12 protein-coding genes and 1 tRNA gene are annotated in these 11835 nt (G+C 47.4%); all 13 read left to right on the forward strand.

The window, feature by feature from the left end:
* The first annotated feature begins 42 nt into the window (after positions 1-42).
* The 13 genes from serA (at position 43) to prfA (ending at position 11830) form a co-directional block, all read left to right on the forward strand.
* Positions 43-1641 carry a phosphoglycerate dehydrogenase gene (gene serA, locus JWG88_RS16500; RefSeq protein ID WP_205234904.1) on the forward strand — a complete coding sequence of 533 codons (1599 nt, stop codon included), beginning with the start codon at positions 43-45 and terminating at the stop codon, positions 1639-1641.
* Between the two features lie 167 nt (positions 1642-1808).
* Positions 1809-2132 (forward strand): DUF1844 domain-containing protein, encoded by a 324-nt coding sequence (locus JWG88_RS16505; RefSeq protein WP_240194533.1) that lies wholly within the window; start codon positions 1809-1811, stop codon positions 2130-2132.
* Positions 2133-2193: 61 nt separating this feature from the next.
* On the forward strand, positions 2194-3081 hold the full coding sequence (ispE, locus tag JWG88_RS16510; RefSeq protein ID WP_205234905.1) for a 4-(cytidine 5'-diphospho)-2-C-methyl-D-erythritol kinase: 888 nt from the start codon (positions 2194-2196) through the stop codon (positions 3079-3081).
* A gap of 4 nt (positions 3082-3085) precedes the next feature.
* Positions 3086-3161, forward strand: a tRNA-Gln gene (locus JWG88_RS16515).
* A gap of 36 nt (positions 3162-3197) precedes the next feature.
* Complete coding sequence (locus tag JWG88_RS16520) at positions 3198-4136, forward strand: ribose-phosphate pyrophosphokinase (RefSeq protein WP_205234906.1); 939 nt, start codon at positions 3198-3200, stop codon at positions 4134-4136.
* Positions 4137-4221: 85 nt separating this feature from the next.
* Positions 4222-4866: a 50S ribosomal protein L25 gene (locus JWG88_RS16525; protein WP_205234907.1), complete on the forward strand. Its 645-nt coding sequence runs from the start codon at positions 4222-4224 to the stop codon at positions 4864-4866.
* Between the two features lie 222 nt (positions 4867-5088).
* Positions 5089-5682: an aminoacyl-tRNA hydrolase gene (gene pth, locus JWG88_RS16530; protein ID WP_205234908.1), complete on the forward strand. Its 594-nt coding sequence runs from the start codon at positions 5089-5091 to the stop codon at positions 5680-5682.
* A 415-nt stretch (positions 5683-6097) separates the two neighbouring features.
* Entirely contained in the window at positions 6098-6577 is a 480-nt protein-coding gene (locus JWG88_RS16535; protein ID WP_337833136.1) for a CarD family transcriptional regulator, read from the forward strand.
* A 56-nt stretch (positions 6578-6633) separates the two neighbouring features.
* Entirely contained in the window at positions 6634-7602 is a 969-nt protein-coding gene (locus tag JWG88_RS16540; RefSeq protein ID WP_205234909.1) for an RluA family pseudouridine synthase, read from the forward strand.
* Positions 7599-8192 (forward strand): dephospho-CoA kinase, encoded by a 594-nt coding sequence (gene coaE, locus JWG88_RS16545; RefSeq protein WP_205234910.1) that lies wholly within the window; start codon positions 7599-7601, stop codon positions 8190-8192. The genes JWG88_RS16540 and coaE overlap by 4 nt, the downstream gene beginning before the upstream one ends.
* A 560-nt stretch (positions 8193-8752) precedes the next feature.
* Positions 8753-10003, forward strand: a complete 1251-nt coding sequence (rho, locus tag JWG88_RS16550) for a transcription termination factor Rho (protein WP_205234911.1) — start codon at positions 8753-8755, stop codon at positions 10001-10003.
* Between the two features lie 283 nt (positions 10004-10286).
* The gene (rpmE, locus tag JWG88_RS16555; RefSeq protein ID WP_205234912.1) at positions 10287-10508 is read left to right on the forward strand and encodes a 50S ribosomal protein L31; all 222 of its coding nucleotides are present in this window, start codon (positions 10287-10289) and stop codon (positions 10506-10508) included.
* A gap of 251 nt (positions 10509-10759) precedes the next feature.
* On the forward strand, positions 10760-11830 hold the full coding sequence (gene prfA, locus JWG88_RS16560; protein ID WP_205234913.1) for a peptide chain release factor 1: 1071 nt from the start codon (positions 10760-10762) through the stop codon (positions 11828-11830).
* Positions 11831-11835 lie beyond the last annotated feature (5 nt).

The following is an 11835-nucleotide window of genomic DNA, read 5'->3' on the forward strand; positions in this document are numbered from 1 at the left end:
ACCTGCCGGGGGAATACGATTACGAAATTTTAAGGAGCAGAGATGAAAGTACTGATAAGTGACAATTTATCCCCCGTTGGCGCAGAAATTCTGAGAGAGGCCGGTTTGGAAGTTGATGTCAACACCGGCCTGGCCCCTGAAGAATTGAAAAAGATCATTGGTCAATATGACGGCCTGGTGATCAGGAGTGCGACGAAAGTGACTCTTGACATTCTCGAGTCGGCCACGAATCTCAAGGTAGTGGGAAGAGCCGGTATCGGACTGGACAATGTCGATATTCCCGCGGCAAGCCAGAAGGGGATAGTCATTATGAATGCACCCAATGGTAACGCCATTACCACCGCGGAGCATGCCATATCCATGATGATGGCTCTTTCGCGCAATATTCCTCAGGCCACTGCTTCGATGAAAGAGGGGAAGTGGGAGAAGAAAAGGTTTATGGGGCGCGAAGTTACCGGGAAGACATTGGGCATTGTCGGAATCGGCCGCATCGGCGGCATTGCCGCTTCCAGGGCACAGGGACTGAAAATGAAGACTATAGCCTATGACCCGCATATGCCCAAAGAAACGGCTGAAAAAATTGGAGTTGAACTGGTCGGTCTTGAAGAATTGGCCAAACGTTCCGATTATATCACCGTCCATGTACCTATGACCAAAGAAACCAAGGCGCTGATATCTACTGAATTTTTCAAAAACATGAAGAATGACGCCATGTTTATAGACTGTGCCCGTGGCGGAGTCTGTGACGAAGAGGCGCTCTACCATGCTTTGCGTGACGGTGAAATCGGCGGGGCCGCTCTCGATGTTTTCGCCGTCGAGCCGACTACCAGGGATAACTGTCCGTTGCTGGAGCTTGATAATTTTATATGTACGCCGCACCTCGGTGCCTCGACCAGTGAAGCACAGGAAAATGTAGCCGTTTTGATCGCCCAGCAGATCGCCGACTATCTCCTTAAAGGTGTGGTTACCAATGCGGTCAATGTCCCCTCCGTCAGTGACGATGTGCTCACCCAGGTAGGGCCTTATATAGCTCTTGGAGAGATGCTTGGCAGTTTTCATATGCAGATGACAAAAGGCGGCATCGAAGAAATCACCGTGGAGTACAGCGGCGAGCTGGCCGAACTTAACACCAGCCCCATAACCATTGCTTTTCTCAAGGGTTTATTCACTCCTATCCTCAAGGATGCGGTCAATTATGTCAATGCTCCGATTATCGCCAAGGACAGGGGCATTAAAGTGGTCGAGGCCAAATCGGAGCATTCCGATGATTTTATCAATGTGATGACTTCCAGAGTGCGCACCAGTGATGGTGAAAATGTTTTAGTGGGTACTGTTTTTGGGAAGAATGAGCCACGATTGGTGCGTCTCAATACTTTTCGCCTTGAAGCTCTGCCTGCCGGTCCCATGCTGCTGGTCTACAATAACGATGTGCCCGGAGTAATCGGAGCATTGGGGACTGCTCTCGGCATGGGAGGCGTCAATATCTCGAGGATGACGGTGGGAAGGGAGGAGACCAGTCGACAGAACATTATTGTACTCGCCACTGATTCGCTTGTATCCAAAGAACTTCTCGCAAAAGTCTGCAGTCTTGATAATATAACCGATGCGGTGGTATTGGAGCTGGCCGAATATACTTCATGATTTCTTGACAATAAGTATGGAGCACTTATTTTTCACTGTGACCGGCTGTTGACAGAGGTACTCAAGTGAATGTCAATATCATTGCGGGTAAGTATATGAAATGACATTCGAACAGGGCTGGAAGGCAGTGTTTGCCATACCAGCCCTATAGAGAAAAGAGGTATGGTATGATGGTAGACCAGAAAAAAGAAGATTGTGCATGTCAAGAAGGGAAAGTTCCGGATAAAGAAGGTAGATGCGTGATGCCCGAGGTGACCTTTTCGGCTTTTGTGATGTCGCTCAATACCTCAGTGCTGTTTCATTTGGGATTGCTTGAGGACCCGGCTACCGGGAAAAAGACCGTTGATCTTGATTTGGCTCGGCACGGTATCGATACCCTTACCTTGATACAGCAGAAAACCAAAGGGAATTTGGCCAGGGACGAGGAGGAGATGCTCAAGGATATCCTTTACGACCTGAAGATACGCTTTGTGCAACTGGCAAAAAATTAAAGCATCCCGAAGATATCGACAGCGCAGAAACATGGTGGCTTCTTTCTGATCAGGACAACCAGTGAACAGCAATATTCAGGACAACCTCGAACTGCATCTTCAGGCGCCTGCCAAAATTAATCTGATCCTCCGGGTCATCTCCAGAAGAAGCGACGGATACCATGAACTGGAAACGTGGATGCAGAAGGTTGGACTGTATGACACGATGGATGTATCCATAAACGGTTCCCCGGGGGTGGTGGTCACCTGTTCTCATCCTGAAATTCCGGACGACGAAACCAACCTGGCCTGGCGTGCTGCGGATCTTTTTTTTAAAACCAGTCGCAATGCCCGGGGCAGGGGAGCGACTATTCATCTGGAAAAACACATACCCGTTGCCGCGGGACTGGGCGGCGGCAGCAGTGATGCCGGTACTTTGCTGCGTGGCCTGAACACCTTTTTTGGAAACGAATTTGACGACACCGCCATGATTGCTCTGGCGGCCTCTCTCGGTGCGGATGTCCCTTTTTTTGTGATAGAGGCCCAAAGTGTCCTGGCCACTGGTGTCGGAGAAAAAATGCTGCCTGTACCTGCGCCTGAGGACTGCACCTATATACTGGTGAACCCCGGGTTCAGTGTTTCAACAGCGACGATTTTTGAAAAATATGCATTGACAAGGGCAGTTAAAAATTCTACATTGACGGGTTCTCAAAAGCTGAGCCAGGAAAACCTGCATGTCTCAGCACTTGAGAACGATCTGGAAGCGGTTGCCGTCACCTTATATCCGGTCATCGCCGACATCAAGGAAGAGCTGAAAAGAGCGGGTGCTTACCACGTGTTGATGTCCGGCAGCGGGCCGACGGTTTTCGGGATATTTCCGGAAAAGTCGAAACTCCCGGAGAAGACGATTGGAGATATCGTGCATCGACTGCGACAAAAATTCGGAGATAAAGTTTATAGAGCGGGATAAGAGTTGGGGTGTAGCCAAGTGGCCAAGGCACCGGGTTTTGATCCCGGCATTCGTAGGTTCGAGTCCTACCACCCCAGCCATTGCTTTACCAAATTTCCGACAACTGATTGAGAAACATGCCTAATATTATCAAGATATTCTCTGGAAACGCCAATCAGAAAATGGCTGTCGAGATTGCCGCGCATCTGGATCTTCCACTATCCCAGGCGGACGTGAAGAAATTCAGCGACGGTGAGATCTTTGTCGAAGTGAAGGAAAATGTACGCGGAGCTGATGTCTTTGTAGTGCAGCCGACCTGTACCCCGGTGAATGATAACCTGATGGAGCTGGTTATTATGGTTGACGCTCTGCGACGAGCCTCCGCGCGCCGCATTACTGCGGTAATGCCTTATTACGGCTATGCGAGACAAGACAGAAAAGTTGCCCCAAGGGTGCCTATTTCAGCCAAAGTCGTTGCTGAAATGCTCATGGCTGTAGGCGTGCGCAGAGTACTCTGCATGGACTTGCATGCCGGACAAATACAGGGGTTTTTCAATATTCCTGTTGATCATCTCTACGCCGCACCGATCTTGCTCGGGCATATTTCCAAAGAATTCAAGGACCCGGTAATGGTTTCCCCGGATGCTGGTGGTGTTGAAAGGACAAGAGCCTTTGCCAAGAGACTTAACTGCGGGCTCGCCATCATTGACAAAAGGCGTGAGAGACCAAATGAATGTGAGGCGATGCACGTTATCGGCAATGTCAAAGGGAAAACGGCCATTCTGCTCGATGATATGGTAGATACCGCCGGTACTTTGTGCAGTGGAGCGGAAACTCTTCTGGCCGAAGGCGCCAAGGAAGTTCATGCCTGCTGTTCTCATCCGGTATTGTCCGGCCCGGCTGTTGAAAGAATCACCAATTCGGTGATAAAAACTCTCGTAGTCACCAACTCCATACCATTGCGAGATGAAGCGCGAGAGTGTAAGAAAATCAAAGTGCTTCCGGTATCAAATCTGCTCGCGGATGCTATTAATAGAATACATAATGAAGATTCAGTCAGTTCACTTTTCGTGTAGCTGGGCGATATATCGATTACACAACCAAGTAAAACGCCATGTTGCTCGCTAGACCGGGCAAACCATTGAGCGAAGGAGAAAGATAATGTTAAAGGTAGAAATGACCGCCTCCGTCCGCAAGGAAACAGGAAAAGGAGCAATGCGGCAGATGCGCATGAAGGGGATGACCCCTGCTGTTGTTTATGGGGCCGGTGCCGAGGCTCTTCTTCTCAAGCTTGAGACACGGCCGTTTTTCAACAAGCTGCTCAGTATTTACCGGAAAAATGCTATTATTTCCCTGAATCTGGACGATGGTTCCACCAAGCATGTTCTTGTTCAGGATATTCAGACGGATCCTATTAAAGATACTCTGCTACACGCCGATTTCATCGAAATCGATGTGAGTAAGCCACGGGTGTTCGAGGTTGCCATCAGATACACCGGAGTTGCCAAAGGTACAGATCTCGGTGGTATCCTCAATGTTATCAATGACACCTTGGCGATTGAAGCGGCTCCCCTGGATGTACCCGATGAATTTGTAGTGAATATCGCGGATCTGAATATAGGCGATTCCATCAAAGTTGATACCATAGACATTCCCGAAAACTGCACTCTTGTGACTGATCCTGAATCCGTTTGTGTCAGCGTCGTCTCTCTCCAGAAAGGCACAGCGGAGGGCGAGGAAGAGGCTGAAGAGGGTGAGGGTGAGGGTGAGGCTGTAGCTGCTGCGGAAGAAAGCACTGAAGAGTAATCCGTTCTACGGCTGTCTTGCATAGCCTCGGATATCATAGATCCAAGAGAGTAAGTAAGATCCGGTGGGAGCACATTCCCACCGGATTATCTTTTTGTGATATGGGCACTTTCCCTCTCCCGAGCCGGTAGAGCAGGATAGGAGTCTTGGAGGTGTGGTACCTTTAGAATTGATTGATCATTCGTTTTAGTTTTATACACGTTTTTGGAGTGAACCGCTGAAATGCCACCTGATAGCTTTCTTCTTGTCGGTCTTGGAAATCCTGGTGCACAATACTCCGGAACTCGTCACAATATCGGTTTTGATGTCATTGATGCAGTAGCCGGGAAGGATGGCTCTGCTGTTTTCAGTGGGAAATGGAATGCCCTTGCGGCGAAAGTTTCATTATGGGGTGTCACTTTGCATCTGGTTAAACCCCAGACCTATATGAATCTCAGTGGAAAAGCCGTAGTTCGATTTGTCGATTTTTTCAAAATTCCTCTTTCTTCAATGATCGTTATCCATGACGATCTCGATATGAAAACCGGCCGCCTGAAACTCGTGCGTGGAGGAGGAGCCGGAGGTCATAATGGCATCCGTTCCATAGTCGACAGTATCGGCAGCCCTGATTTTTATCGCCTCAAAATCGGCATCGGTCGTCCCGGAAGTGGGTCGACACCTCCTCAGATGCCGGTCGAAAGATATGTTCTCACCTCATTTCACCAAGAAGAGTCCCAGCTTATAGCAGAAAGAATGAGTGAAGTTGTTGTCGGTCTGCAAAAATTTATAGAAGGGGATGCCAACCAGGCCATGAATTTCCTCAACAGCTTCAAGTAGTATCCTTCCTGATACACTTTCCACCTCAAAACGGCAGCCGCGAGTGACTATCCGAGACTTGCACATTCTGTCTGAAACTTGAGTGAAATTCAAAATATGCGCGGTTTCGAACAGAGGAAAATCGGGCTGTCTCTCAAGGATTCCGGGCAACAAAATTTTCCCCGATTCTGATACTTAGACGAATAATCCCTCTGATTTTTTCTAAAATCAAGGGCTTTTTTCGAACGAATATGTTATACTCTCTATGTTGTCCAAAAAAGTAAAAACTAATTTATTAACCGAAGAACCCAGGCCTGTAATAGTTGGCGCCTGCCCAGGAAGGTTCACTTATGACTCTTCCGGTCATCGAGAGGTATACTATGTTTGAATACCTTTTGTGGTATGGTTCGCAGGTTATGAAGATGAGGAGATTGTAGTGTTTGCTAAAGGTGATATGGCTGTTTATCCAGCCCATGGTGTTGGCGTAATTAAGGCTATTGAAACTCAGAATGTCGGAGGCGTTGATCATAAGTTTTACGTGTTGCAGATCCTCGATAACAATATGACGATTATGATCCCGACGGTGAGCAGTGAAAATGTCGGCCTGCGAGCTATTGTCTCAAAAAATGAAGTTGATACGGTTCTCGATATATTAAAGGATCGTGGTATTGAAATCGGTTCGCAGACCTGGAATCGTCGGTATCGCGATTATATGGAAAAGATCAAAACCGGCTCGATACACGAGGTTGCCGCTGTACTCCGTGATCTCTTCCTTCTCAGTGTTGACAAAGATTTGTCGTATGGTGAGAGAAAAATGCTAGATACAGCCAAGGGGCTGCTTGTTAAAGAGCTATCATTGGCCAAGAAGGTCGATGAGCTTAATATCAGTAATGAAATCGAAACAATTTTCGCATAATTCTTCCTGTGCTGTTTAGCGGCAATATTTTCCCACAGTAATGTAATGCATGTTTGATGGAAAAAGAAACAGCCCACTCTCCCGATCGGCCCGGCACCGGATTTGCAGTACACTATACTCTAAGCCCCGATAATGCCGGGCTGCGGCTTGACCATTTTCTCGTTCTTCAACTCCCGGCTCTTTCCCGAACACAAGTGACAGAGGCTGTCAAGAAAGGAGATATCCAGCTCAACGACAAACCTGCCAAAGCCAGCCGCAAGTTACAGTCCGGAGACATAGTCAGCGGCTGCATTAAAGAATCGGAAGAATTCTCGGTAATACCTCAAAAAATAGAATTTGATATTCTTTTCGAGGATGAGCATATTCTTCTTATCTCAAAGCCGCCGCAGCTGGTTGTGCATCCCGCCAACGGTAATCCGGACAATACTTTGGTCAATGGATTGCTGTATCACTGCAGGGCTCTTGCCGAGGTTGGAGATCCTGTGCGGCCCGGCATCGTCCACCGGCTGGATAAAGATACATCCGGTGTAATGGTGGCAGCCAAGAACAATGAAGTACACCGGAAGCTTGTCGATATTTTCAAATCACGTCTGATCACTAAAAAATATCAGGCCATAGTCGTAGGAGTACCCCGCGATGAAAAAGGCCGAATTGTTGCACCAATCGGTAGACATGTGGTTAACCGGAAGAAAATGGCCATTCGGGAACGCAACGGCAAATTTGCGGCAACCAACTGGTGGTTGAAGCAGAATTTCGGGGGCAGATACTCCCTTCTGGAACTGGTTATCGAGACAGGCCGCACTCATCAGATTCGTGTACATTTGGCATCAATAGGTCACCCGGTGGCCGGTGATACTCTTTACGGACATGGACGGCATGATCCTCGGTTTCCCAGACAGATGCTTCATTCCTCAGAATTGCGTTTTGATCATCCTGTAACTGGTCGTAAGATTGTTGGAACGGCACCGCTCTGGCCCGATATGGTGAATGTAATCGATTTACTTGAACATGGAGATATGCGGTGATAATCGCTGTTACCGGCTCTATTGGATCAGGGAAAAGCAAGGTTGCCCGCAGACTTGCCATGCTCATGCAGGCTGAACATTGCGACGTCGATCACAGCTGCAGGGAGATGATGGATAAAGGAGGAGAGGGATGGCAGCGGGTAATCGCTACCTGGGGGCTGCGCTTTCAGGCTGATGACGGTTCACTCGACCGGGTGAAACTGAGGGAAGCTATCTTTAATGAGCCTTCAATTAGACTGGAATTGGAGAATATCCTGCACCCGCTGGTGCATGAGCATCTTCATGATCTGATAGGCAGGTGTAAAAAAAACGGCAAAGCCCTTGTTGCCGAAATACCGCTTCTGTTTGAAACAGGCTGGCAGGATGAATTTGACGCTGTTGTGACGGTGTCGGCCACCAGGAGTCAATGTGTCGACAGAGTCGTGACGAGGGATAAGGTTTCCAGGGATCAGGCAATCAAGGCTCTGGATGCGCAAATGGATATGGATGAAAAGATCGGGCGCTCCGATTATGTCATTGATAACTCCGGTTCCGAGGAAAAAACCCATCTTCAAGTTGAAGCACTCTCCTTGGATTTGCTGAGAAAATAAAACGGTTCAGAGTAAGCGCAGACTCCGGGCACCCATTTTGCACACGAGCAGCCAATAATATCCAGGCATCCTCAAGTCTTCCGGGCTGCTTGTACACATCTGGAGCCCTGATGAGTTGTTATTTATAATGATTGGAAAGCGGATATTTTTCCTGCAAAAACACTTGACAGCTGAGAAGGGAAACCGTATAAGAGAAGCATCAACCGGAAAGAGTATCCTGCCCTTGATGGATCAAAAACACTCTTAGCAACAAAAAGCTAACCCACAAGCGGGAAAGTACCTTCACGAAATCCTATTTTAAAACTAAGAAATTCTTTGCCAAGGTACCAATTAGAAAATCCTGCCCATATACCGGGTTAAAGAAAAGACCTGTTTCATAATATAATTCATTCTTCACCAATCTATACAATAATCCAACCAAATCATTGATTAAACCGGGAAAGCTTGCCTGGTGGGCCCCGTGCCGGAGAATTTGGCAAACTTTGTCATGATTACCTGTGAAGGATAAACTTATTACCACTGTTAAAATACCGCTGTGTTTTGAAAGGAGAAAGCAATAAATGAATTTGGCGGAACTAAAAGTCAAAAAAATCGGTGACTTGGTAAAACTTGCACGTAGTTTTAAGATCGAGGGCTATAGTTCCATGCGCAAGCAGGAACTTATCTTTGCACTCCTGCAGGCGCAGTCAGACAAAGAAGGTCAGATGCGCGGCAATGGAGTTCTGGAGATTCTTCCAGACGGTTTCGGCTTTTTACGAGCTCCCGACTACAATTATCTTCCCGGTCCCGATGATATATATGTTTCACCTTCACAGATACGGCGGCTTAATCTGCGCACCGGTGACGTCATTGAAGGACTGGTACGCGCTCCCAAAGAAGGAGAGCGCTATTTCGCACTGCTCAAAGTGGAAAGCGTCAACTACGATCCACCGGATGCAGTTAAGCAGAAAACCATTTATACCAACCTGACCCCGCTGCACCCTAACGAAAAGTTCAATTTAGAGTGGCAGCCCGACAACTACTCCATGCGCCTAATGGATATGTTTTCACCGATCGGAAAGGGTCAGCGAGGACTGCTTGTAGCCCCTCCCCGAACCGGCAAGACCGTATTGATGCAGAAAATAGCCAACTCTATTGTCCGCAATCACAAGGAAGTATATCTCATCGTCCTCCTTATAGATGAGCGGCCTGAAGAAGTGACGGAGATGGCACGTTCGGTCAAGGCTGCAGAAGTTGTCAGCTCTACCTTTGATGAACCCCCTCAACGGCATATTCAGGTTGCTGAGATGGTTATTGAAAAGGCCAAAAGACTCGTTGAACACGGCAAAGACGTGGTCATCCTGCTCGACAGCATCACTCGTCTGGCCCGTGCCTACAATACCGTCACTCCGTCCAGTGGAAAAATTCTCTCAGGTGGCGTTGAAGCGAATGCCCTGCACCGACCGAAACGTTTTTTCGGAGCAGCCCGGAATATAGAGGAAGGAGGCAGCCTTACCATTTTAGCTACCGCACTGGTGGAGACGGGAAGCAAAATGGACGAGGTAATCTTTGAGGAGTTTAAAGGCACCGGCAACATGGAGTTGATTCTTGATAGAAAAATGTCGGATAAACGCATTTTCCCGGCAATGGATATTAAACGTTCCGGAACCCGGAAGGAGGATCTGCTTCTTGATTCGAGCCTGATCCAGAGAATCTGGATTCTGCGAAAGCTGCTTGCTTCGATGAACCCCGCAGACGGGATGGAATTTCTTATAGATAAGCTGAAACATTCTAAGACAAATGCCGAGTTTCTGGATTCAATGAACAGTTGATGGCATAGCCATTCGTAGTGCCACACAAACAGAAATCTGAGATCTTCAGTTGATTAACTTATAGTAAGAGCTTATTCTATGGGATTGAGCCCAAGCCACATTGGCCACGGTTGTTTATGAGGTGATTGAATAATATACAACTCTTCATTTGCGGTTTTTAAAGATGCTGTTTATGCTTGAAATTATTCTTTGATAGGATATACTGTCAAGTTTGCGTTTTGAGTCAAGATGAGAAAACTTGAGCATTGAACGATATATGTAAATTTCGAAGGAGTCAGGAAAGATGAAACCAGATATACATCCGGAATATAACAAAATTAAGGCTGTCTGCGCCTGTGGAAACGAGGTTGAGCTTGGTTCTGTGAACAAAGAGATAAATGTGGAAATATGCTCGGCTTGTCATCCGTTTTTTACCGGTAAGCAAAAACTTATTGATACAGCAGGCAGGATCGAAAAATTCAAGAAGCGATACGCCAAACACTTCGAGAACAAGAAAGAAGCATAGTATCATCAAGTATGGGGTTCCCCGTGCTGATACAGAATTAAGAGTCCACAACATTTTCATCCGTTGTGGACTTTTTTCATTTTTGATAATCTCGTAGAAGTTGCCACGAAGCACTTAGATGGTATCGTAATCTTCAGCCACTTCATTTCATTCCGGGGTTCCAAGTCGCTATACCTGGTGTCCGCTCTTATCCTTGAGCGGGATGAACAAAGTCTTCAGCCATTTCAAATTCTATTTTTTACGGCATCATAATGTATAATAAATTCGAAGACCTCGAAGAGAAAATCTCTCACCTGGAAGGACGTCTTTCTGATCCATCTCTAATGGATAACCAGAAAGAATACCAGAATGTGGTGCGGGAGCATACCCAGCTGAACCGGCTCAATGAACTCTACGGCAAGTATAAAAAAGTTGAGCAGGAGATTGAGGGCAATAACACTATTATTCATGACCTTAAAGAGGACAGCGACCTTCGGGAGATGGCCCGGGAGGAAAATGAAATTCTGCAGGAAAGAAAGAAGAAGCTTGAACAGGAAATTCGTATCTTCCTTCTGCCCAAAGATCCAAACGATGATAAGAATATCTTTCTCGAGATACGTGCCGGGACCGGTGGTGATGAAGCCGCCCTGTTTGTCGCAGATCTTTTCAGGATGTATTGCAGATTTGCCGAGAATGAAGGTTGGCGTGTTGAGACGATGAGTTCAAGTCCTCTCGGCATCGGCGGCTTCAAAGAAATCATCGCACTTATCAGCGGCGACAGCGTCTATTCCAAGCTGAAATATGAGAGCGGCGTCCACCGGGTCCAGCGTGTACCCGAGACGGAGACACAGGGAAGAATACATACTTCTGCGGTGACCGTTGCCATTTTGCCGGAAGCTGAAGAAGTTGATCTCAAAATTGATATGAATGAGCTCAAATTCGATGTCTTTCGCTCCTCCGGGCCCGGAGGACAGAGTGTCAACACCACTGACTCCGCGGTGCGCGTAACCCATCTGCCCACCGGTCTGGTGGTAATCTGTCAGGATGAGAAGTCCCAACATAAAAATAAAGCAAAGGCACTGACTGTGTTGCGGGCCAGATTACTTGATAAGATGGAGCAGGAACATCATGATAAGATCAGCCAGGATCGCAAGTCTCAGGTCGGCAGCGGTGATAGAAGCGAGAGAATCCGAACCTATAACTTTCCCCAGGGAAGATTGACGGATCACCGTATCAATCTGACCCTGTATAAGCTGGAAAACATCATGAACGGAAAACTCGATGAAGTGATTTATCCTTTAATCGATCATGATCAGGCCGAAAAGCTCAAGAAGGTGCAGTAGGAAGT

Origin of the sequence: Desulfopila inferna (assembly GCF_016919005.1) — a bacterium.
Taxonomy (GTDB): Bacteria; Desulfobacterota; Desulfobulbia; order Desulfobulbales; family Desulfocapsaceae; genus Desulfopila_A; species Desulfopila_A inferna.

Excerpts from the sequence above, each read along its gene's own strand:
- JWG88_RS16520 (WP_205234906.1), top strand. The coding sequence starts at position 3,198 with ATGCCTAATATTATCAAGATATTCTCTGGAAACGCCAATCAGAAAATG.
- rpmE (WP_205234912.1), top strand. The coding sequence starts at position 10,287 with ATGAAACCAGATATACATCCGGAATATAACAAAATTAAGGCTGTCTGC.
- pth (WP_205234908.1), top strand. The coding sequence starts at position 5,089 with ATGCCACCTGATAGCTTTCTTCTTGTCGGTCTTGGAAATCCTGGTGCA.
- JWG88_RS16505 (WP_240194533.1), top strand. The coding sequence starts at position 1,809 with ATGATGGTAGACCAGAAAAAAGAAGATTGTGCATGTCAAGAAGGGAAA.
- JWG88_RS16540 (WP_205234909.1), top strand. The coding sequence starts at position 6,634 with ATGGAAAAAGAAACAGCCCACTCTCCCGATCGGCCCGGCACCGGATTT.
- prfA (WP_205234913.1), top strand. The coding sequence starts at position 10,760 with ATGTATAATAAATTCGAAGACCTCGAAGAGAAAATCTCTCACCTGGAA.
- serA (WP_205234904.1), top strand. The coding sequence starts at position 43 with ATGAAAGTACTGATAAGTGACAATTTATCCCCCGTTGGCGCAGAAATT.
- rho (WP_205234911.1), top strand. The coding sequence starts at position 8,753 with ATGAATTTGGCGGAACTAAAAGTCAAAAAAATCGGTGACTTGGTAAAA.
- JWG88_RS16525 (WP_205234907.1), top strand. The coding sequence starts at position 4,222 with ATGTTAAAGGTAGAAATGACCGCCTCCGTCCGCAAGGAAACAGGAAAA.